28 protein-coding genes are annotated in these 19,066 nt (G+C 40.3%); 20 read left to right on the forward strand and 8 right to left on the reverse strand.

Features of this window, described 5'->3' with window-relative positions; all coding sequences use genetic code 11:
- Window positions 1-159: 159 nt before the first annotated feature.
- Both EIZ39_RS01690 and rnjA read left to right on the forward strand, forming a co-directional pair.
- Window positions 160-720, forward strand: a complete 561-nt coding sequence (locus EIZ39_RS01690; RefSeq protein WP_129196738.1) for a competence protein ComK — start codon at window positions 160-162, stop codon at window positions 718-720.
- 141 nt (window positions 721-861) lie between these two features.
- Window positions 862-2,526 carry a ribonuclease J1 gene (gene rnjA / locus EIZ39_RS01695; protein WP_129196740.1) on the forward strand — a complete coding sequence of 555 codons (1,665 nt, stop codon included), beginning with the start codon at window positions 862-864 and terminating at the stop codon, window positions 2,524-2,526.
- 80 nt (window positions 2,527-2,606) lie between these two features.
- Here rnjA and EIZ39_RS01700 read toward each other — a convergent pair whose 3' ends face one another.
- Window positions 2,607-2,969, reverse strand: coding sequence for a response regulator (locus EIZ39_RS01700; protein WP_129196742.1), 363 nt, complete (start codon window positions 2,967-2,969; stop codon window positions 2,607-2,609).
- A 237-nt stretch (window positions 2,970-3,206) separates the two neighbouring features.
- Here EIZ39_RS01700 and EIZ39_RS01705 point away from each other — a divergent pair, with 237 nt between their 5' ends.
- Entirely contained in the window at window positions 3,207-3,509 is a 303-nt protein-coding gene (locus EIZ39_RS01705) for a hypothetical protein (RefSeq protein ID WP_129196744.1), read from the forward strand.
- 91 nt (window positions 3,510-3,600) lie between these two features.
- On the opposite strand, the gene EIZ39_RS01710 is transcribed toward EIZ39_RS01705, so the two are convergent.
- Window positions 3,601-3,927 carry a hypothetical protein gene (locus EIZ39_RS01710; protein WP_129196746.1) on the reverse strand — a complete coding sequence of 109 codons (327 nt, stop codon included), beginning with the start codon at window positions 3,925-3,927 and terminating at the stop codon, window positions 3,601-3,603.
- Between the two features lie 127 nt (window positions 3,928-4,054).
- Between EIZ39_RS01710 and EIZ39_RS01715 the strand changes: the two genes are divergently transcribed.
- The 8 genes from EIZ39_RS01715 to EIZ39_RS01750 all read left to right on the forward strand — a co-directional run bounded on the left by EIZ39_RS01715 (window position 4,055) and on the right by EIZ39_RS01750 (window position 9,688).
- Window positions 4,055-4,612 (forward strand): DUF6884 domain-containing protein, encoded by a 558-nt coding sequence (locus tag EIZ39_RS01715; RefSeq protein ID WP_129196748.1) that lies wholly within the window; start codon window positions 4,055-4,057, stop codon window positions 4,610-4,612.
- A gap of 65 nt (window positions 4,613-4,677) precedes the next feature.
- Window positions 4,678-5,115 (forward strand): hypothetical protein, encoded by a 438-nt coding sequence (locus tag EIZ39_RS01720; RefSeq protein WP_129196750.1) that lies wholly within the window; start codon window positions 4,678-4,680, stop codon window positions 5,113-5,115.
- Between the two features lie 99 nt (window positions 5,116-5,214).
- Window positions 5,215-6,327 (forward strand): hypothetical protein, encoded by a 1,113-nt coding sequence (locus EIZ39_RS01725; protein WP_129196752.1) that lies wholly within the window; start codon window positions 5,215-5,217, stop codon window positions 6,325-6,327.
- Between the two features lie 94 nt (window positions 6,328-6,421).
- Window positions 6,422-6,877, forward strand: a complete 456-nt coding sequence (locus EIZ39_RS01730; RefSeq protein WP_129196754.1) for a S1 RNA-binding domain-containing protein — start codon at window positions 6,422-6,424, stop codon at window positions 6,875-6,877.
- 121 nt (window positions 6,878-6,998) lie between these two features.
- Window positions 6,999-7,772 carry a 5'/3'-nucleotidase SurE gene (surE, locus tag EIZ39_RS01735; RefSeq protein ID WP_129196756.1) on the forward strand — a complete coding sequence of 258 codons (774 nt, stop codon included), beginning with the start codon at window positions 6,999-7,001 and terminating at the stop codon, window positions 7,770-7,772.
- On the forward strand, window positions 7,765-8,778 hold the full coding sequence (locus EIZ39_RS01740) for a hypothetical protein (protein ID WP_129196758.1): 1,014 nt from the start codon (window positions 7,765-7,767) through the stop codon (window positions 8,776-8,778). The genes surE and EIZ39_RS01740 overlap by 8 nt, the downstream gene beginning before the upstream one ends.
- 29 nt (window positions 8,779-8,807) lie before the next feature.
- Entirely contained in the window at window positions 8,808-9,359 is a 552-nt protein-coding gene (locus EIZ39_RS01745; protein WP_129196760.1) for a TetR/AcrR family transcriptional regulator, read from the forward strand.
- A 65-nt stretch (window positions 9,360-9,424) separates the two neighbouring features.
- The gene (locus EIZ39_RS01750) at window positions 9,425-9,688 is read left to right on the forward strand and encodes a hypothetical protein (RefSeq protein ID WP_129196762.1); all 264 of its coding nucleotides are present in this window, start codon (window positions 9,425-9,427) and stop codon (window positions 9,686-9,688) included.
- A gap of 33 nt (window positions 9,689-9,721) precedes the next feature.
- Here EIZ39_RS01750 and EIZ39_RS01755 read toward each other — a convergent pair whose 3' ends face one another.
- Entirely contained in the window at window positions 9,722-10,141 is a 420-nt protein-coding gene (locus tag EIZ39_RS01755) for a hypothetical protein (RefSeq protein WP_129196764.1), read from the reverse strand.
- 202 nt (window positions 10,142-10,343) lie between these two features.
- Between EIZ39_RS01755 and EIZ39_RS01760 the strand changes: the two genes are divergently transcribed.
- From EIZ39_RS01760 to fabI, 4 genes are all read left to right on the forward strand, one after another.
- Window positions 10,344-11,117 (forward strand): hypothetical protein, encoded by a 774-nt coding sequence (locus EIZ39_RS01760; RefSeq protein WP_129196766.1) that lies wholly within the window; start codon window positions 10,344-10,346, stop codon window positions 11,115-11,117.
- A 44-nt stretch (window positions 11,118-11,161) separates the two neighbouring features.
- Window positions 11,162-11,329 carry a hypothetical protein gene (locus tag EIZ39_RS26320; RefSeq protein WP_164984844.1) on the forward strand — a complete coding sequence of 56 codons (168 nt, stop codon included), beginning with the start codon at window positions 11,162-11,164 and terminating at the stop codon, window positions 11,327-11,329.
- Window positions 11,330-11,379: 50 nt separating this feature from the next.
- Window positions 11,380-11,538 (forward strand): hypothetical protein, encoded by a 159-nt coding sequence (locus EIZ39_RS26325; RefSeq protein WP_164984845.1) that lies wholly within the window; start codon window positions 11,380-11,382, stop codon window positions 11,536-11,538.
- A 123-nt stretch (window positions 11,539-11,661) separates the two neighbouring features.
- Window positions 11,662-12,438 carry an enoyl-ACP reductase FabI gene (gene fabI / locus EIZ39_RS01765; RefSeq protein WP_129196768.1) on the forward strand — a complete coding sequence of 259 codons (777 nt, stop codon included), beginning with the start codon at window positions 11,662-11,664 and terminating at the stop codon, window positions 12,436-12,438.
- A gap of 112 nt (window positions 12,439-12,550) precedes the next feature.
- On the opposite strand, the gene EIZ39_RS01770 is transcribed toward fabI, so the two are convergent.
- A complete protein-coding gene (locus tag EIZ39_RS01770) occupies window positions 12,551-12,898 on the reverse strand; it encodes a hypothetical protein (RefSeq protein ID WP_129196770.1) in 348 nt (115 codons plus the stop codon).
- 132 nt (window positions 12,899-13,030) lie between these two features.
- Between EIZ39_RS01770 and EIZ39_RS01775 the strand changes: the two genes are divergently transcribed.
- A complete protein-coding gene (locus EIZ39_RS01775) occupies window positions 13,031-13,870 on the forward strand; it encodes a PHP domain-containing protein (protein ID WP_129196772.1) in 840 nt (279 codons plus the stop codon).
- On the opposite strand, the gene EIZ39_RS01780 is transcribed toward EIZ39_RS01775, so the two are convergent.
- Together EIZ39_RS01780 and EIZ39_RS01785 are read right to left on the reverse strand one after the other, a co-directional pair.
- Window positions 13,867-14,343: a GNAT family N-acetyltransferase gene (locus EIZ39_RS01780; protein WP_129196774.1), complete on the reverse strand. Its 477-nt coding sequence runs from the start codon at window positions 14,341-14,343 to the stop codon at window positions 13,867-13,869. The two genes, EIZ39_RS01775 and EIZ39_RS01780, sit on opposite strands and share 4 nt — an antisense overlap.
- Window positions 14,304-14,816, reverse strand: a complete 513-nt coding sequence (locus tag EIZ39_RS01785; protein ID WP_129196776.1) for a 2'-5' RNA ligase family protein — start codon at window positions 14,814-14,816, stop codon at window positions 14,304-14,306. The genes EIZ39_RS01780 and EIZ39_RS01785 overlap by 40 nt, the downstream gene beginning before the upstream one ends.
- Before the next feature lie 252 nt (window positions 14,817-15,068).
- Between EIZ39_RS01785 and EIZ39_RS01790 the strand changes: the two genes are divergently transcribed.
- Entirely contained in the window at window positions 15,069-15,629 is a 561-nt protein-coding gene (locus EIZ39_RS01790) for a phosphatidylglycerophosphatase A family protein (RefSeq protein ID WP_129196778.1), read from the forward strand.
- Between the two features lie 13 nt (window positions 15,630-15,642).
- Here EIZ39_RS01790 and EIZ39_RS01795 read toward each other — a convergent pair whose 3' ends face one another.
- Window positions 15,643-16,137 (reverse strand): hypothetical protein, encoded by a 495-nt coding sequence (locus tag EIZ39_RS01795; RefSeq protein ID WP_129196780.1) that lies wholly within the window; start codon window positions 16,135-16,137, stop codon window positions 15,643-15,645.
- Between the two features lie 77 nt (window positions 16,138-16,214).
- Here EIZ39_RS01795 and EIZ39_RS26330 point away from each other — a divergent pair, with 77 nt between their 5' ends.
- The 3 genes from EIZ39_RS26330 to EIZ39_RS01805 all read left to right on the forward strand — a co-directional run bounded on the left by EIZ39_RS26330 (window position 16,215) and on the right by EIZ39_RS01805 (window position 18,385).
- Entirely contained in the window at window positions 16,215-16,379 is a 165-nt protein-coding gene (locus EIZ39_RS26330; RefSeq protein ID WP_164984846.1) for a hypothetical protein, read from the forward strand.
- A 124-nt stretch (window positions 16,380-16,503) separates the two neighbouring features.
- Window positions 16,504-17,064: a hypothetical protein gene (locus EIZ39_RS01800; RefSeq protein WP_129196782.1), complete on the forward strand. Its 561-nt coding sequence runs from the start codon at window positions 16,504-16,506 to the stop codon at window positions 17,062-17,064.
- Window positions 17,065-17,257: 193 nt separating this feature from the next.
- Entirely contained in the window at window positions 17,258-18,385 is a 1,128-nt protein-coding gene (locus tag EIZ39_RS01805; RefSeq protein WP_129196784.1) for a M23 family metallopeptidase, read from the forward strand.
- An 80-nt stretch (window positions 18,386-18,465) separates the two neighbouring features.
- Here the strand turns inward: EIZ39_RS01805 and EIZ39_RS01810 are convergent, their stop codons facing one another.
- The gene (locus EIZ39_RS01810; RefSeq protein WP_129196786.1) at window positions 18,466-18,900 is read right to left on the reverse strand and encodes a DUF1885 family protein; all 435 of its coding nucleotides are present in this window, start codon (window positions 18,898-18,900) and stop codon (window positions 18,466-18,468) included.
- Window positions 18,901-19,066: the final 166 nt, after the last annotated feature.

Here is a 19,066-nt window from a genome sequence, read left to right on the forward strand (position 1 = left end):
AAACTGTTTTTTTTTTTTTGGTTTCTTTTTTAAACAGGGTTTGTTAAAATGTTCCTGTATTATCTTTAATATGAAAAGGAGAGATGCGATCTGAATAAGAAGCGAAATGCGTTTTCTCATGAATTTGTTCAACTGGCGGAACAATTTTTAGAGAAGGGGATGGCTGCTGAACCCATACTAGTCAAAGATAGAGGAGAGGCAACTAGACTGATACTATTTGATGAGGAGAAAATCCTTCCATACACGACCCATCGCTTCGTTAACCAATTGTTTCAATTGTTTTTCCTGGATTTAGTGTCTATTCAGCAATACGTTCAAGAAAGAATTAGCAAGAAGCAGTTGTTGCCAATACCGATATCCCCTCAGCAAGTCATCTTCCCATTGAGAAAACAGAGCCATGATGAACTTCGAACAAGGGGATTTTTGTGGGTGATGCATCGCCAAATCGACCAAGTCTCTTCTTTTAGAGCAAAAATGAATCATAGCGAAATTGTTCTCCTTAACGGTCAGAGAATTTTGGTTCCTTATACAGCCCGCTTTGTTCAACAACAAATACGTGATTCCTATTACATTGAATTCTGCTTTCAACATACCCCACTTCAGTTCCCTCAATCTCTTCGCCCCTCTTTATCCGGACAAGCTATAGCAGCTGCCCCAACTGAGCTTCAAGTCGAACTTCTCCGGATAGCTGAATCAATTCGGAAATATGCTTCCCGCTGAAATGGGGATGTCTAGGAAGAGCAGGCATTTTTTGCTTTTTGAATTTATATGTGATTAAATCAGTTTAACATTGGACTTCTCCTTCATATTTTACGCTAAATGGAGAAGATTAAGAGTGTCGGCATTAAAAGGAGTGAACCTATGAAGAGCAAACGTAGTCCGTTACGTGTTTTCGCCCTAGGAGGTCTGGGTGAAATCGGGAAAAATATGTACGTAGTTGAATATATGGATGACATTGTTGTCATTGACTCAGGACTTAAATTTCCTGAAGAAGAGATGTTAGGAATTGACCTTGTAATCCCAGATGTCTCCTATCTAACAGATAACAGGGACAGAGTTCGCGGAATTGTGTTAACCCACGGACATGAAGATCATATCGGTGCTTTGCCCTTTGTTCTAAAAGAGTTAGATGTCCCTCTATATGGGACAAAGTTAACATTGGGCCTAGCAAAAGTTAAATTGCAGGAGCATGGTCTCATTAATCGCGTGAAAATTAATGAGATTAGCGACGCCAGTGTCCTTCAACTTGGACAGTTAAGTGTATCTTTCTTCCGTGTCAATCACAGTATTCCTGATGCTGTAGGAATTGCTATCGATACACCAGAGGGCATCATTGTTCATACAGGGGATTTTAAGTTTGACTATACACCTGTAGGAGATAAGGCCGACCTATCCAAGATGGCTGCATTAGGTGAAAAGGGAGTATTATGTCTCTTATCCGATAGTACGAATAGTGAACGTCCCGGACATACCCTCTCTGAGAGAACGGTTGGAGAGACGATTAAGGAAGTTTTTCATAAATCAGATGGCCGAATCATATTTGCTACTTTTGCTTCTAACGTTTATCGTCTTCAGCAGGTGATTGAAGCGGCCGATCTTTATGGCCGTAAAATTGCTGTAATCGGAAGAAGTATGGAGAATGTGTTTAGAATTGGAGCCGAACTAGGTTACCTCAACATTCCCAAGGGGATGTTGATTGATGTTAATGAAATTGACCGATTCTCAGCCGATAAAGTAGTTATCGTTTGTACGGGAAGTCAAGGGGAACCGATGGCCGCTCTAACTAGGATCGCCACGGGTTCGCATCGTATGGTAAAGATCTATCCTGGAGATACAGTCATCATAGCTGCTCAACCTATCCCAGGTAACGCACGCTTCGTTGGCCGGACAATTGACCTTCTAATGAGAGCCGGGGCGGAAGTAGTGTTTGGTTCTGTATCAGGGTTCCATGTTTCCGGTCACGGAAGTCAAGAAGAGCTCAAGCTCATGCTTAACCTCATCCGCCCAAAATACTTTATTCCTATTCATGGGGAGTATCGTATGCTTATGATGCATAAGAAATTAGCTGAAGAGACAGGGATACCAAGTAGTAATATCTTTATCTTGGACAATGGTGATCCAGTTGAGTTTTTAGATGGGATTGCCTCTAAGGCAGCTAAACTTCCTTCAGGTATGGTACTAATTGACGGTAAGGGTGTAGGTGATATTGGCAACATTGTGCTGCGCGATCGAAGGAAGCTTTCTGAGGATGGATTGATTGTTGTTGTAGTAACAATCAATAAGGAACAGTGGAAGATTGTAAGTGGTCCCGACCTAGTCACAAGAGGTTTTGTTTATGTTCGTGAGTCAGAGGAGATGTTAAACGAAGCCACTCGATTAGTTCAGCAGTCTTTACAGAGGCTGACAGAGAGGAATGTTAAGGAGTGGTCTCAATTAAAGTCTAAGGTAATTGATGTATTAGAGCCATTCTTCTATGAGAAGACGCAGCGTAAACCGATGATTCTTCCTGTCATTATGGAAGTGTAACGTTCAAGACAGCAAAAAGGCAATAGCTCGTGCTATTGCCTTTATTTATTTTATCCATATAATATTTTATTCTAAAATCCTTATTGCCCAAGTACACGCTCAACAGCCTCAGAAACTCGGTCTGCTTGAAATGGTTTAACAATAAAATCCTTGGCGCCTGATTTGATAGCGTCAAGAACCATGCCTTGCTGTCCCATGGCGGAACACATGATGATTTTGGCTTGAGGGGCAAATGAGATAATTTCCTTTACAGCTTGAATTCCGTTCATATCCGGCATTGTGATGTCCATCGTCACAAAGTCAGGGGTCAATAGCTTATATTTTTGGACAGCTTCTTCTCCAGTAGCAGCCTCACCTACAACGGAGTGTCCATTCTCTTCTAATATTTTCTTTAACATCGTGCGCATGAACAAGGCATCATCAACGATAAGTGCTTTTGCCATAGTAGTTCCCCCTTTAATTGACCGAAAAAAATAAATGTATATTACATAAAATATGAATTTAGAATTAGATAAAACAAGGTTGTTCATTCTCTCTACTATCATATCAGTACTTTAAGTAAGAATGAAGCAAAATTTATTAGTTGACTTCCCATTTTGGCCGCCTTAAAATCAAACTCATAAATCTTTTTACCTCATAGTATATAAGATAGAGACACAAGAAACTTTAGGGAGAGAATAATGATGCAATCTGTCCAGATGGGCTCCATCTTGCAGAAGAGAAGTACAGGACTAACTGAACAGCAATGGATCACGCTTCTCGAGGAATTAGAGAAGAATAACTTATATCTTGTCATAGAATCTGATAATCCGTGCGTGACGAAGAGTCCTATAGGAGGATTCATTCCTGTAGCCTCGAAGACGGATCGGTTCTCTCTTTGTTCTAGAGAGGATCTGAAAGAAAAGGGACTTCCTGAAGGACACTATATTTTTAATCTGAAGGAAAGCCCGGATAAACTTGTATTCAACCATGACAAGTCGTAGAAGGGCACGCTCGATAAAGGTGTCACATATCCAAAAACTCCCAACGCCTTTAAGAAGGCGTGGGAGTTTTTTTGTTCAGTGCTTTTCGTTTTTATCTTACCTTATGATATTCATCAGGCTTATAACCGTGTGCTTCTAAGGACTTCACAATCCATTCAGGCTTCATAGTCTCGGGATCAAGCGTAATGGTAATCATGTCTGCCATAGGGTCAATACGAAAATCAGCCACGCCTACAATTCCATCAAGAATTTCCTCTATGATCTCACGAGTTTCTGTTGTAGTCATTCCGAGATTAACAAATTGATAAGTAACTTCGTCCGCAGAGCTTTCCACGTTGCCTACAAGTAATTGAGGAAGAAAGGTTCCTACCGCCATAGCGAAAAGAAGTCCAATGACAAAGAGATATTTTCTGTTCAACTTGCAACACCTCCAAAGATGAGTTGGTCTTATTGTTTGCTAAATATAGGAAAAACATGCAATTCCAGCTGTTTATTGCTAAAATAAAGAAAAAAAGGGGTAAGCCTTCAGAAAAGAGGAGAGAAACATGATGTTTGGTGTGAAGTATTACCTAGAATCCTGTGTAACGATTGTACATTGGCAAACACGCTTAACACGAATTTTCTTAGACTCGATGCCTATGCCCTCCCGCTCTAGTAAAAAGAAAATCGCTCTTATTGCATGTGTAAAGCAGAAGAGAGAAGGTAAGCATACCGCCTCGGAGCTTTATACTTCAGCTTGGTTCGTGAAAGTAAAGGAATACATAGAGTGCTCTGATTTTGATGAGTGGTACATTCTCTCGGCGAAGCATCATCTAGTTTCACCTGGAGATGAGATTGATGCTTATACGGAACACCTTAATCAATTTAAACCTAAGCAAATCAAGGAATGGGCTGAAATCACAGCTCAACAGGTTAAAGAACGACGTCTCGAACAAGAACAATTATTCATATTTGGGAGTGAGAAATATAGATCTATTATCCCTTATTTGCCTGACTCTCAAATAGAAGAACCGCTTAAAGGTATGGGAATCTCTCAACAAATGGGCTGGATGCATCAACAGTCCATGGAGAAGGAACCCTTTTCAGATAAAAATCATGTATAATGGAAAAGGTAAATAGCAGGAGACAAGCAGCAAATATCTAAATAGATGGGTTGAGGTGAACATCAGTGTTTGGTTTAGGAAAAAAGAAGGGTTTTGATCTACTACTTTTAAAGCCCGATAGCGCAGAGAAGGACTCTGGAAGAAGGTTTATTCAAATTTTATTTCCATCTATAGCTGCAAACGATTTTGTGCAACTTATGCTTCGTTTGCAAAAATCGAACCTGAACACGAAAGAGATCCTTGGAGACATCGGCGGTTTTACGATCCTCTCCCATGTTGAGGGGCTTGAGAAAATCACAGTTATGGATGAAGTCCAGCCTGAGGCTGAACCGATCCCCTTTCAAGATTTCTCCAACCAACTTTTAAACCGTTTTAATAGTATGTTAAACGAAGAAGAGCATATGGAAGAGGCAGAAGATGAGGATATGCTTGAAGCAGACGGACAAGATGACCTTGTCTATTTTATTGGAGAGTTTACCTTAATGAAAGATGGAAGCTTTTAGAGCCCTTTAACAGGCTCTTTTTTTTCTTTATAGTAGGAAATTTGTCGAGAGTGTCGAAAAGGTAAAGGTAGAGTTTTCTGTGCAACAGGAGGATAATTCATGATTAAGAGTTTTTTAAAGAAAGTATTTTCATCATCTTCTGAGACCCCGGCGGAAGTACAAGCGAGTCCATCCGAGAATCATATACAGACAGAGCCCATTCACCCACCTCACGAGTCTGTTGCAGACAGTCTTATGGAGATCCGTTTCGAAGAGGTTATTTTAAAAAAAGAATGGATGGAAAAGCATCTTACCAAAGAGTGGAATAGCTTGATAAACCGAATTTATGAGGAAGCGATGCAAGATCCTAAGAGTGAGCCTAAGCGCATACGTCTGCGATTAGAAGAGGATCTGTTGGAGCAGATGGATACCATCACAGCGAGAAGGATCGGGAAATATATTCATCTATGTGAACAAGAGGTTATTGAGTTTACATTCTTCTTAGATAAACAACATAAGCCAACCATGGAAATATATAAGACGTATGTTCTCCCTCAGCGGGTCAATGAATTAAATGGATTTCTACAGGAAAGATGTTTAATGATATACGAAACATCTGAGGCCATGTCTAAAGACTACCGGGAGGAAATTGAAAGTTATTTTGCGTCATTAGATATACCTATGGGAGAAGACTTCTTTGCCCAGTTTGATCAATGGCGCCAAGAAGTGCTTAAGAAACATGAAGAGGAAGAACGTCGACATACCGAAAACAGTCAAGAGGCTCGTCAAGCATCTGTAATGATTAAGATTTCGAAAGAAGAAGTGGAAAACGAGAATATCCATCAGTTAGATCATTATTTGGCAAAGGCACTACAAACTCCTGAATCAGCAAGGGCTTATCAAGGGACTCTTTTATTCTCTTTCTATGGCTATGCCAAGAATGGAGAACTTTTAGACCTTATGAACCGCAAGGATGTGAAGGAGTGGGCCTCCTTACTTGTAGAGAAGCATCCTTATATCTTTTATTTTCTTAATAATGAGGAATATCCAATGACTCGCTTTCTTACTTCATTAGTTGTTACAACAGAAGTAGAAGACGATTCTGTATATTACAATGAAGAAGAGTTAGAAGACTTCCGGGCTTATGTTGGAGATGCATTGTCCAAATTGGCAACATGGCTCGATGAGGAAGAGGATCCGGTTCACCATACTTTTGATTGTCATTTTAGGTAACCTTAGGCACATTTGTCTCAACACAAGCATATAGTATTTATAATCTATCTATAATTTATCCTGTATAAGGATGGAGTCTAAGGAGAGCGATTATATGTCTAGCGAGTTGTTAGTTGGGAATGTTATGGAAGGTCAGGTTACTGCCATAAAGGAATACGGTGCTTTTGTTTCGCTTTCCGGAGGACGTTCGGGGCTCGTACATATTTCGCAAATTGCAAGCGAGTATGTAAAGCAAGTAGAGGATTATCTGGTAGTAGGGGATAAAGTAACGGTAAAAATCATTGATATCTCCGATGCGGGGAAAATCTCTCTCTCGATCAAACAGGTAGCTCCACTTGGAAGAAGAGATGGTACGATACCTGAACCACGCAATGAAAGAAAACCTCTATCAAAACCAGCAACTCCTGCTCTTGGACGACCAGAACGCAAACCACGCAATCATGATGCAGGGAAGGAAAAGATGAATTCTCTAGAAGAGAAGTTGAAAAAATGGATGAAATCAAGTGAGGAAAGAATGCAAGATCTTGGGTCCAAGCAGAAAAGGAAGTAATAATAAAAGCGGATATCCCACAAGGATACCGCTTTTTTTGCTCTCTTCGTATTGATTACGACTTTGTTATATAATAAGGATAATAATAAAAAGCATCCAAGATTTAGGGGGTAAAAATTGAATGCTTAAGATACTAGTTACGAATGATGATGGCATACACGCTCTGGGAATTAAAACTTTGGTGGAAAGTATTTGCGATTGGGCAACTATTTATATTTCAGCCCCTAGTGAAGAACGAAGTGCAGTTGGTCATGGGATAACGGTTCGCCAACCTTTAATGGCAGAGGAATTTGACTTTTATGGTATGAAACAAGTAAAAGCATGGAGTGTGAACGGCAATCCGGCTGATTGTGTGAAGCTTGCATTGCACGTGCTACTAGATGAAAAACCAGATCTCGTTCTCTCAGGGATTAATGCCGGTCTTAATCTTGGCAAGGATATCTACTATTCAGGAACCGTAAGTGCAGCTCGTGAAGGAGTGATCCATGGTATCCCGTCTATAGCCCTATCCTATGATAATCACTTCCATCCCCAGGATTTCGGTGAGGTAACTGAAATCTTGAAACCGTGGCTTCGAAAAGTGAAACCGATGAAGATTCCATCAGATGTATTTTTGAATGTCAATGTTCCACATGTGAAGACATATGAATTAAAGGGGATCATCCCTGTTCCACTAGACCTTCATCACTACTCAGATCAAATTGACCGCAAACCATCGGAAAAAGGGGATGAATTCTGGATTCAACGGAACTATGATAGAAAACTTATGGAGCAAAGTGACCGAGATATGCTATCTAAGGGATATGTAACCGTTACACCTGTCCATATTGACGCAACAGATACTCTGTTCATGCAGGAGCTTAGGAATTGGAGTTGGGGAGAACGTGATGAATAAGTACGTCCCATTATCAGAAAAAACTATAGGAAACTTGCTTGAGACGGATGAATTTCGAGATCTATACGATACGGTGTGGGAACTAGGAGATCGATACTTTGTAAGACAAGATCTTTCAGGCAGAGTGGACTTTGTTATTGTGTTTCAAGATATTGAAGATTTTTCGAGGTCTTCTAGCTCCCAAGTTATGCTTGATTACAAGACCTATAAGGATCACTTTTATATTGTGATTTGGACGTTGACAGATCCGGAGAACCCGTTGGGTTTCCCTATAGGCTTCAATAGAAACAACCCAATGGAAATAGAGAAATTGCATGATCTATTATCTCAAGAGCAAATTTGGATTCATTATCTAGCTACGGAAGACGAAGATCTTATTCATATCTACTCTGAGGCTTATCTTTTTCCGAGTAATGAGCGAGGAGCTTGGTTGGATAAGATAAAGGAGCCATTATCCGGCGAGCAATTAGAGGATATTGATTCTTCAATATTAACCAAGGGGGCCTACCAGCTAACAGAAGCCCAGCTCTTGCAAGACGGGATCGGTTATTTACTTGATTATTCAAGCCTTGTCACGAAGCACACTGAGGCGGGAGCAGAGGAAAGACTCATGTCATCTCTCCTCCAGGCCCTTACTCTTGTAAAGAATCACCCAAATCCAGCTGTTAGAGAATCTAGCTTCTTATTGTGGATTCGGGAAAAAAGAGAGTTCACTCAGAAAGGATCAGAAGCGCGATTGGTAACTGTGTTTATGAGTCCTTCGCTGCAAGAATTACTCGATCTCGTAAATGATCAACAAGCAGAAGAAAACCCACTTAGCTCCGTTCTATTAAGTATGCCAGAGTTTCTCATGACAGTGGAGGCACAACCAATCCAGGAAGGAGCGTATCCATTAGTTGAATATGCTGGGGGTGACATCATCCAACTAGAACTTAATGAACAGGTACAAGAAAGATTATCTGAGCTCTATGTATGGGGGGATGATAATCCCTATGCGAATAAGTAGCTTTTTTTGTAAAAAAGGAGGGAGAACACGTGGGAAAGCCGAAACAAATCACGCCCAAAGATTTGGTTGCAGCAACCAAGCAACAGCTAATAAAAAAGGGACAAGGAAAGATCACCCTGAAAAATGTAGCTGAGGTTGCCGGTGTGACCCAAGGCGTTGTCTACTATCATTTTAAGACGAAGGATCAACTATTAATTGGTTTATTCGAAGAGTTTGAAGAACAGGAGCTGCAAGAACTGATCAAGTTTAAAAATGAGCGGAAAGAAAAGGCATCTAGTGAGGTGCTGAAGGCGTACTTGTCAGAAGAAATGTATAAAGCTCAGGTTTCATCAGAACAGCAGCAGCTTCTCTTAGAATTAGCGGCACTCGCCCTCCATCAAAAAGAGATGAAGAATCTCTTTGGACAAGCAATACATAAAAAAGCTGGGGAATTATCGGAACTAGCTGGTGGAAGTCAAGCTTTAGGACGATTAATTATGGCTATTTCTACAGGATTAGCCTTTCAAGCTTTATTCGATCCTTCCTTTAATAAAAAGGAAGCGTACGAATTAGCAAAAGAATGGATTACTAGGCAGGGATAAGAATAAATCCTTAAGGCTGGCTAAAAATATGTGTGTTGGATCCTTAAGCCTTAAGGAGGAAGTTTATGACTTTTATATGCCCATTATGCAATGGTATTGAGATCGAGTTATATGCACTTAACTGTCCAACATGCAATAATAAGATGGTGGATAGCGGAAGGGTTATGGATTATTTTGATGATTACAGTGCCTATTTAGAAATTGAGGGTATGAAAAAATTTGACGGCATAGAAGACGATGCAAAAAACCATCAATGCCCACATCTTTTCGTTTGTCCGTCTTGTGGTCATGATAAGAACCAAATGATAAGTGAAGTTTATATTTCTTAAGGCCTCTCGATCAACATTCGAGGGGTTGTTTTTTTAGCATGCGTCATTACAAAGCAGGGGTTTCATTTGATTCCATTTTACTTTAAATAATTGCTTGTTTTTTGCACCATAGCCCATCATCCAAAAACCATAATCCTCATATAGGAAGGTAGAGAAATGCATCTTCTGCCAAAACTGCATATTTTCCGGTGCGCTTTCTAGGAGAATAGAATAGTGGTGGTCTTTAGCATAAAGCTTTAACAGATTAACGATCTCTTCTCCAATGCCGTGGGCCCGATAGAGATGTGGGATTCGTATTAATCCAAGATAAATGGCTTCATGAAGGTTATCTACATTAAAGTCCAGCATCACATTATCCTCAGCCATACCCGCGTCCCTCATGGTCTCGTTCCAACGAAAGAGATGTCTATCGCCATGTTCTATCTCATAGGTGTAATAAATGTTGTGCTTCAAAAAGATGTCCCTTATTTGTGTAATGAGTTCATGTATCATCATTGTCACCCCGTGAGGATCATTCTACTTGCATTGTATAGCATTTTTCATGGTTTGAACTTCGTAAGTTGTGTCGATATCTCTACAAAATACAATTTCCCTTTGTTAAACCTTTAACCTGCTGTATCATAGAATAACTTATAAATATGATTGAGGGGGCCATATGGACCAGAGTTATGAACTTTACGCGGTTTACCGCTTGATTCAACGCTATGATTATGATGGAGCTACGGAAATTCTTGAAAATATCCTGCACCTGCAAAATACATCTTTTTATACCCTTGTCCTAAGTTGTCAACGAGCTGTTAATTTCAATTTTTTAGAGGCAAAAAAGCTAACTGATTTGATTCCACAGTCAGTCTCGTCCGCTTATCCAAGTATACATACATACATTCAGGAATTACCTTTGCTTATCAAAGGAGATCCTCATCCCATATTCAATGAATTAATGGATCAACTCGTGATCCAGTTAGAAAGGGAGGCATATACCGATTTTCTCGGACGTATCTTCCAACTGCGTGAGCTGCTCTATAAATACGCTGTTATTGAATTTAAGTTAAGACAAGAGTACTCGTTGAGAGATAGAATTTATCAAAAGAAAGCCTTTGAACATCAATTCAAGATTTATCGTGGATTGCTTAATGGAATTAAAGAGATTTTGATCCAGGGAGGTGGAAGATGGAAAAAAATCGTAGATGTCTTATCAGGGAAGAAGATGGGAGACTTGATGGATATTCGACATCGGACCATCGTCGCTCACGGGATCGAAACCGCTACATTAAATGATATTGAGCGAATTTATGGATCAACAGAGGAAATCCTAGAAGACTTAGCGAGAGTATTTCAATGGTTAAACATTCCGATGAGGAACCACAAATATAAGGCGATTAACCTTGATTTAGAAAAGATGTTTACTTCTTTAGCAAAAGACACATAGAAATTGAAGGGATCGCCAACTCTAATCTGTAGGGAGGCGATCAGATGACGAACCGTGAAGAAAAAAAGGAAATGCCAGACTTTAATGAACTAACGGATCGGATTATTCAAGAGACACCCAAGGGCCCGTTCATTGGGGTAAAGACGAATCTTGATCCTGAGGACCCGGAGAAGTTTAATCCGTATCGTCCTGGAGAAGAAGCGCGTTCATGATAGTTTCTCCGTCCTAGGAGATTCTAATAAAGGAAAGGAGGAATGTGCCAATGAGTGGATGGGACTTTCCGAAGTCTTCTCGTGAGGGTAGTTATCCTGAATCTTTAGGGACTTCACTAAATCCTTTGCTTGAACAAATAAATAAGAATGGTCAGTCCATTACAAGCCTTGATGACAGTTGGGAGCAAGGTCTTGATTATGGAGAGTAGACAATGAGATTTCTTTTTTTTCCACGAAGTGGTATAATGATCCAAACACACTTCGTGGTTTTTTTTCTGTCCATTTACCGTTTAACAATATGGACAGGTGAAACAGACAGGAGGACTTATCCTATGAGTCAATGGTTAGCAGGCAAGAATTATATCATTATGGGCGTAGCCAATAAAAGAAGTATTGCTTGGGGTATTGCTCAATCCCTACATCAAGCGGGAGCCAACCTTATCTTCACTTATCAGGGTGAGCGCTTGAAGAAGAATGTCGAAGAATTGGTGGACACGCTTAATCCCGAGAGGAAGATTCTTATATCCTGTGATGTCACGAATGATCAGGATATTGAACAAGCCTTCAATCAGATTAAGGAAGAAGTCGGTGTTGTACACGGCTTGGCCCATTGTATCGCTTTTGCGAAAACAGAAGAACTAGAAGGTGATTTTGTCGATACTTCTAGAGAGGGCTATGCGCTTGCGCAAGATATTAGCGCCTTTTCTCTAGTGGCAGTTTCTAGAGCTGTTAAAGGACTTATGACAGAAGGCGGAAGCATTATCACCCTGACCTACCTTGGTGGTGAGCGTGTTATTCAGAATTACAATGTGATGGGAGTAGCTAAGGCGGCACTTGATGCGTCTGTAAAATACCTAGCAGCTGATTTAGGTAAGCATAACATTCGAGTGAATGCTATTTCTGCTGGACCTATTAGAACATTGGCCGCTAAGGGGATCGGCAATTTTAATCAAATTCTAAACATCATCGAAGAGAAATCACCTATGCGTCGAACTGTTGATCAGTCCGAAGTGGGAGATACGGCTTTATTCTTAATGAGTCATTTATCACGAGGCATTACTGGGGAAGTTATTCACGTTGATGCTGGTTATCATATATTAGGATACTAATGGAGTAGATAAGAAGGCAAACCCTGAGGGGTTGTCCATTCGTCACAAGTAAACTTGTATGAGTAAAGCTTCCTCGAAGTGTTCGAAGAAGCTTTTTTCTTTAGGTGATTGTTTATTTCTGGACTTGCAGGTAATCTGCAATCTCAGCTATTTTGCTTTGTACAGCACTAAGGATAGATTCAGGAATCTTCAGTGATGGTTTAAGTTTGTGAGTACGACCATCCTTCTTCAACAGGGGTTTGCCTATCCGTACCATAAAAGGACTAGATGAAGAAGACGATTCCAGGCGAGTTGGAATGATTAGGGTATACATACTTTGTGTGGCCGAGTCCTGAATGTTTAGTTGGTAGGTGACGGCATCGACCTTACCGCACCGCTTGAAGCCCTGTTGGGTCAGAGTAGAGTCAACCAGAGTAAACGTTTGCACGACACCATTCAAGGATTTATCCTTCAATTGCACAAGTGTTCCTCCCTTTTTCATATCGATTGGAACCCAAGAGGAAGGGTAACCTTCCACAGATAGTGAAATCATATGAGCTATAGGGAAGAAAAAGAATAAGTTTTTAAAATATCTTGGAAGTGGAGTGAGAAAATGGTCGATCTTCATTCGCATACTACAGCATCCGACGGTACCTATGAGCCCCATCAGAGTATACGCAGAGCTAAAGAAAAAGGACTAAGAGCATTGGCTATTACTGATCATGATACGGTTGCTGGAATTAAGGAGGCATTAGAGGCTTCAGAAAGATATGGGGTTGAAGTCGTTCCTGGAATAGAAATTAGCACGGTGGACCAGGGGCAAGACATTCATGTCTTAGGCTATTATATTAATTATCAAGATCCCTTGTTTCTTTCACGACTTGAATCGTTACGGAATGTAAGAGATAAACGAAACGAGATGATTATTGAGAATCTGCAACATCTTGGAATCGATATCACTTTAGAAGAAGTGAGCAGTAGAAGAAAAATGGATGAGGGGAACATTGGGCGTCCTCATATTGCTGAAGTGTTGATGGGAAAAGGTATTGTATCCTCTATGGAAGAAGCCTTTCGAGAATATCTTGGGAAGACGGGAAAGGCTTATGCTAATCCTCCGCGGATCACTCCTGAAGATGCGGTGGATTGGATTAAGGAAGCAGGGGGAGTCCCTGTCTTAGCTCATCCTGGCTTGTATGGAGATGATAACTTAGTCCATCGGCTAATCGGCTACGGTATAGAAGGTATTGAAGCCTATCATACTGATCATAGTCCTGAACAAGAAAGTCGATATAGTTTGTGGGCTAAGCAACATGGTCTTATTGAGACTGCGGGGTCTGACTTTCATGGCGAACGGAATGGAGTGATCTTCCACGGAGATTTAGGGACAAGAAGAACCAGCTACGAGACCGTAGAAAAACTGAAAAGTAAGGCAGAAAAAAGAGCTGAAGGTTAATCCTCCAGCTTTTTTTCCATAGAAATATGTTCGATATTTGCTTCGAGAAAGACTTCTCCCACTGGAGTATATCCTAAACGTTGATAAAATGGTGCTGCATGCAGTTGAGCATTTATTAATAGGGTGTGAAAATTCTCTTTTCTAGCTTGGTCCTCTAAAGCGTTCATCAGTAGGGCACCAATGCCTTGGCCCCTCGCCTCTTTTAGAACAGCTACTCTCTCTACTTTTCCCACATGCAGGCTGGAATAAGGCCTAAGTCTGGCTGCTCCTTGAGGCAGATTCTTGAAGTATGCCACAAAATGAAGGGTTTGCTTGACTTCATCTAGAGCATCATACTCTAATTCTGCTGGAACGTTCTGTTCTTCAACGAAAACCAGACTTCTCACAGCACGGCAATGTTCCTTTTCTTCAGCAGTACTAACTTTTTTTACGGTTACTTTTTCCCTAAGAGAAAGGTTTGATGAGTGGTCCATGTTTTATCACCTAGTTGATATAGTAAGGATATTCGGTCAATTTGGCTATGCAAATTCAAGTTAATCATTTTTAAGCGGCCATACACATCGTGAAACTCGTCTTCGTTCATATCCTGACCGATGGTAAGGTGAGGTAGGAAAACATATTTCTCGTCCCGCCCTAAAGCTCCTTCACTTAAAAGTTGATGCAAGGAAGTTAAGGGAGTGGGGTCTTGTACACCAAAATAAATAACTGGGTTTGTTGGATAGAAAGTCTTGATCTTATGGAATGTAAGCTCAAAAGGCTCCGTTTCTCTAGCAACATTCTCTATATGCGTAACAATTTCAGGAATTTCTTGCTCTGTTGCCTCAAAAGGCCACTTTAACTTCATATGAGGTTGAATGAGGGCATAATGAGAGTCATATCTTTTCCGGTAAGAATTAGCACGTTCTTGAACTTCATGGCCAGGAAAAATGGCAATGGTGTACTTCATCTTCATCACTCCTCTGAATAGTTATTCTTATTTTAACATGTCTTGTTATCGTTTTCCTATTTCGAATGTGTAATTTTTCATTCTATACAACCGGAAGTAAGGGATGGTGCTATACATTCCTGTTGTATCATAGAATGATTTATGAACCATAAAATATGAGAATCTCAGATCATTTCACTTTTTATGATATCCTATAATTACAGAACTCAGGAATAGTTCAGGATAATCGCGAAAAAAGAGGGGAGATTTCTTATGAGGAGACAGGTCCACAGTAAGGAAGTAAAGGCAGCAGCACTGAAAAGACTAGACGATCGTGGAGTCACGATTGAAGATATTGCCGAGGTTGTCTACCTCATGCAAGCTCCATATCATGTAGGCCTTAAAATTGAAAGCTGTATAGAAAGTGTATACGCTGTACTGGAGAAGAGAGAAATTCAACATGCGGTCTTAGTGGGGACAGAGTTGGACATATTGGCCGAAAAAGGCTTATTAACTGAACCATTGCAATCGATTGTTGAAGGAGACGAGGGATTATTTGGCTGTGATGAAACGCTTGCCTTAGGTTCTGTTTTTGGATACGGAAGTATTGCTGTAACCACCTTTGGTCATTTAGATAAACAGAAAGTGGGTATCATTAAAAAATTGGATACCAAGCGTGGGCAAGGGATTCATACCTTCTTGGATGATTTAGTAGCCAGTATAGCAGCCTCAGCGTCAAGCCGCATGGCCCACCGGTTGCGAGATGAAGAAGAAACGGAAAGAGACAAGAAGTTAAGCGAAAAGGATAACGATGATAACCAACAGGTGGGATAAAGTTATAAGATTGTTATTTCCTGGGATTACTAATTAAAGAGAATAACTCAATATCTTCCTTAGAGTTTTCCACATCTTTAGCTTGAAAGCAACAGTTCGAAATGCATTGGTTTAATGGCTTTGTCTGATAATGGACGCACCTCTTGCAAAAGGGCTCAACATAATGAACCACGGGATTGGAATAAAACCGTTTTTCGAAGGATAATAGCTGCTTTACGAGTGTCTTAATTAATTGGCTCAACATCTTTCTGGAATCAGAAGGATCAATGACCATAAAGCATACTTTGATATGATCGTTCTTAATCGCGATTTTGGAGTTCAGGTGGAGAAGAGGATCGCTAATTTGCACGCCATCTAATAAAAATTGTAAACCAAGGAGGCTAACAGGTCTAATTCTAAAGGTTTCAGATATCTGATGTTGAATAACTCCGTGAAATTCATGCTCTAACCTGAAGTGTTCTTGAAACGTCTTTTGGGGAAAAGCTCTTTTATACCATACTTTGAACATAACAATCATCCTTTTTATTGAACAATTTATACTTAGTGTTCTCTGATAATCAGAAATCATAAAGGAGTTTTCCTAGAATGAATTGGATCTATTGGTCAAGAATGTTTGAATCAAAGTTTCAGGCCGGCTGCTTTGCCAAACGCATGAATGAAGACTGGTGGGTATATGGATATAGGAGCCCAAGAGAAGTGGAAGTTTTCCGATATAAAAACGGGAAATATGGAATAAGGTACGTGTGGTAGAGAGACCCTCATGGCGTTACTTGACTGTGATTGACTCCATTCTTAAATAAAATTGGGGATCAAACAAAACTATTAGGCGATTAATGCGTATAATTATGTAAGAAAAGAAATACGGAGGTTCACAATGAAACGCAAGGCGATAGCTCTCCTGTCCACCTTTTTTCTCTTAGGTTCAACACCTGCCCTTGGCGCTCCAATTGAGGATTCCTTCTTTAAACGTTTTGTGAAAGTTGAATCATTCCTTGAAAGAGGACTGAGTAACGCGGCGCCTGGTGAAGGTGATATTGTTGCAGTTCTTGGGACTAAGCCAAACGTCAACATGATTGTTTCGGAACAAGTAAAAGAAAGTGCAACGAATCGAATCTCCCTTACTCCTTTTACATCGGTTAAGAAGGATTCGAAGATGATTCCTCATCTGTATTATATGATTGATGATGCACCGGCAACGAGAACCCTGTATTCTCAAGTCACTGTCATTGACCCAAGAAGCAGGGAAATTCTAGCCATAGACTTAGATGCTGTAAACACTCAATCGAGAGGTACAGCGTTTGTCGGTATTGCTACGCTAGATGAGATCACATTTGACCGTGTTGGGGAGTATAAAATCCAATTCTCCATGAAAGTAAAGAATACCGATCGGTACGTGAGAGTAGGACAAACTATTATTAAAGTAAACCCTAACTGATGAGCTAGAGGAACCAGCGACAATGCTAGTTCCTCTTTTTCTTTAAACCCTTATGAGATTTTCTAATAAATTCTTCCATAATGGTACATGGTAAAGGTACCCATGGAGAACAAGAAGACTTCGTTGTTTAAGGATTTTGTGGTAAGGTATTGATATTCATACTTTTTCAAACAGCATAAGGGGTTATAAGAAAATGAACAAGAAGATTTACTATTCCATATGTTTAGCTTTGCTTCTTCTTATAGTTGTCCTTTCATTGGAGAAATTTAATGCTAAAGAACAACTTGAACAGACACGTTTTGAGGCAGTTAAAGAAGCTCAAGCTCTAGACGAATCCGAAGAGACTTTAGTTAAGGACCCAACGCAAGAAACGGTCTTAGTTGAAGGCATTAAGATTGATGGAAAGTCCTACGTACCTCTTCAACAAGTGGCTGACAAACTCAACGGAGAACACGAAGTTGATTGGTTAGAGGGAACAGCCGAACTGCGAATGGGGAATACTCAATATTCATGGGTAAAGGATGCGCCTATTTTTGAAAAAGATGGGACTTTCCTACCGAATGAGGATAAAACTGTATTTCAGGAAGAGCAAGTATGGATACCTGCTCAATCATTGGCACATCTGGGAGGTTCCGTTGAGCTTGAGGGAAACCAAGTAAAAATAAGTAGAGAGAACTTAGTTGAAGAGGTATCCCTAACGATGGGTTCTGAAGCCACTATGTCATTGGCAGATATGTCAGCTGAACAGGTAGTGGAATATCTTTCCTTTTTACAGATTCCCATTGATGGGGCACACATTAGCAAAAAATCCTCCCATTTGCCTGGGGCTTTGCGAAGCTACAGAAATGGTATCCACGAAGGAATCGACTGGTACGCAGGGACAACAGGAATTGAAATTACGGAGAATACCCCTGTAAAGTCTATGGCAGACGGCATTGTAGTACGTGCAGATCATGATTATATCGAGTATACCCTAGAAGAGCGGGAAAAGGATTTATTGGTTTCTGCCAAGTCCACTCATACACCGACGTATATTCTCGATAAACTTCGAGGTCGGTCTATCTGGGTCCAACATGATAAAGGAGTCTTGGTACGTTATGCTCATTTGTCTAATATAGAACCAGGGTTAAAGATAGGACAAGCAGTCTCGGCTGGGGATGTAATTGGGTATGTGGGAAACTCAGGGACGAGCTACGGAGTGGAAGGTTCATTGGGTGGACTTCATCTTCATTCTGATATTCTTGTGTATGGAGACTTATTTTGGGAGTACTTATCGGAGGAGCAGGTGATAAGCGTCTTGGAACAACTATTCCAGCCTTAGGCACATCACAAACAAAAAAAGAGTAGCCTTGCTTAAACTTCATGCAAGGTTACTCTTTTTCATTAGTTCATTAGTTTCGCTTACTTACGTGGATAATAGTACATCACTCGTTTATTAAATAGGTGGAGTTCGCCTTGAAATTCCTTAGCTAGGTATTTACAAAATTCATTTGCTTTTCCTTTGTCCCCATGTGTACTGCCTTCAGGCAAGACGACTTGGATAAAGTGTTGGGATGTCGTTCCTTCTTCTGTCTCAAGCTCCTGGGCACCCACCCCGAACATAATGTACTTATATAGCTTGGGGTCATTCCCTTTAAGATAGAACCATTTTCCTTTAGCTTCCGGCTTCTCGATCAGCGTGTAGGGAAAAGCTGCATCAGCATAACCCCAAGCGAGTTGTTCACCGGTCTTTTTTGTCATGTTTATGTAATATGTAATTTTACTTTTGACGTCATCTAAAGAAACTTGCTGAACGCGTGAATCTTTAACTAACTTAATATAGGCACTGCTACCCATTCTTTATTCACTCCTCAAGTTCGCTACTTCTTTTTCGATATTCACATCTTAGCATTCCGATAGAAGTTTGACAACTCATCGTAGACCCTTAGATTAACCTTTGCTCTTTAGTAGATAAATGAATTCCATAGAAAGCTGCATAAAAAAAGGTTGACTAAATTTTTAG

Source organism: Ammoniphilus sp. CFH 90114 (assembly GCF_004123195.1).
In the GTDB taxonomy this organism is placed as follows: domain Bacteria; phylum Bacillota; class Bacilli; order Aneurinibacillales; family RAOX-1; genus YIM-78166.

Coding starts and splice junctions, on each gene's coding strand:
- EIZ39_RS01690 (WP_129196738.1), top strand. CDS start 160: ATGGCTGCTGAACCCATACTAGTCAAAGATAGAGGAGAGGCAACTAGA.
- rnjA (WP_129196740.1), top strand. CDS start 862: ATGAAGAGCAAACGTAGTCCGTTACGTGTTTTCGCCCTAGGAGGTCTG.
- EIZ39_RS01700 (WP_129196742.1), bottom strand. CDS start 2,969: ATGGCAAAAGCACTTATCGTTGATGATGCCTTGTTCATGCGCACGATG.
- EIZ39_RS01705 (WP_129196744.1), top strand. CDS start 3,207: ATGATGCAATCTGTCCAGATGGGCTCCATCTTGCAGAAGAGAAGTACA.
- EIZ39_RS01715 (WP_129196748.1), top strand. CDS start 4,055: ATGATGTTTGGTGTGAAGTATTACCTAGAATCCTGTGTAACGATTGTA.
- EIZ39_RS01725 (WP_129196752.1), top strand. CDS start 5,215: ATGATTAAGAGTTTTTTAAAGAAAGTATTTTCATCATCTTCTGAGACC.
- EIZ39_RS01730 (WP_129196754.1), top strand. CDS start 6,422: ATGTCTAGCGAGTTGTTAGTTGGGAATGTTATGGAAGGTCAGGTTACT.
- surE (WP_129196756.1), top strand. CDS start 6,999: ATGCTTAAGATACTAGTTACGAATGATGATGGCATACACGCTCTGGGA.
- EIZ39_RS01740 (WP_129196758.1), top strand. CDS start 7,765: ATGAATAAGTACGTCCCATTATCAGAAAAAACTATAGGAAACTTGCTT.
- EIZ39_RS01750 (WP_129196762.1), top strand. CDS start 9,425: ATGACTTTTATATGCCCATTATGCAATGGTATTGAGATCGAGTTATAT.
- EIZ39_RS01760 (WP_129196766.1), top strand. CDS start 10,344: ATGGACCAGAGTTATGAACTTTACGCGGTTTACCGCTTGATTCAACGC.
- EIZ39_RS26320 (WP_164984844.1), top strand. CDS start 11,162: ATGACGAACCGTGAAGAAAAAAAGGAAATGCCAGACTTTAATGAACTA.
- EIZ39_RS26325 (WP_164984845.1), top strand. CDS start 11,380: ATGAGTGGATGGGACTTTCCGAAGTCTTCTCGTGAGGGTAGTTATCCT.
- fabI (WP_129196768.1), top strand. CDS start 11,662: ATGAGTCAATGGTTAGCAGGCAAGAATTATATCATTATGGGCGTAGCC.
- EIZ39_RS01775 (WP_129196772.1), top strand. CDS start 13,031: ATGGTCGATCTTCATTCGCATACTACAGCATCCGACGGTACCTATGAG.
- EIZ39_RS01780 (WP_129196774.1), bottom strand. CDS start 14,343: ATGGACCACTCATCAAACCTTTCTCTTAGGGAAAAAGTAACCGTAAAA.
- EIZ39_RS01785 (WP_129196776.1), bottom strand. CDS start 14,816: ATGAAGTACACCATTGCCATTTTTCCTGGCCATGAAGTTCAAGAACGT.
- EIZ39_RS01790 (WP_129196778.1), top strand. CDS start 15,069: ATGAGGAGACAGGTCCACAGTAAGGAAGTAAAGGCAGCAGCACTGAAA.
- EIZ39_RS01795 (WP_129196780.1), bottom strand. CDS start 16,137: ATGTTCAAAGTATGGTATAAAAGAGCTTTTCCCCAAAAGACGTTTCAA.
- EIZ39_RS26330 (WP_164984846.1), top strand. CDS start 16,215: ATGAATTGGATCTATTGGTCAAGAATGTTTGAATCAAAGTTTCAGGCC.
- EIZ39_RS01800 (WP_129196782.1), top strand. CDS start 16,504: ATGAAACGCAAGGCGATAGCTCTCCTGTCCACCTTTTTTCTCTTAGGT.
- EIZ39_RS01805 (WP_129196784.1), top strand. CDS start 17,258: ATGAACAAGAAGATTTACTATTCCATATGTTTAGCTTTGCTTCTTCTT.
- EIZ39_RS01810 (WP_129196786.1), bottom strand. CDS start 18,900: ATGGGTAGCAGTGCCTATATTAAGTTAGTTAAAGATTCACGCGTTCAG.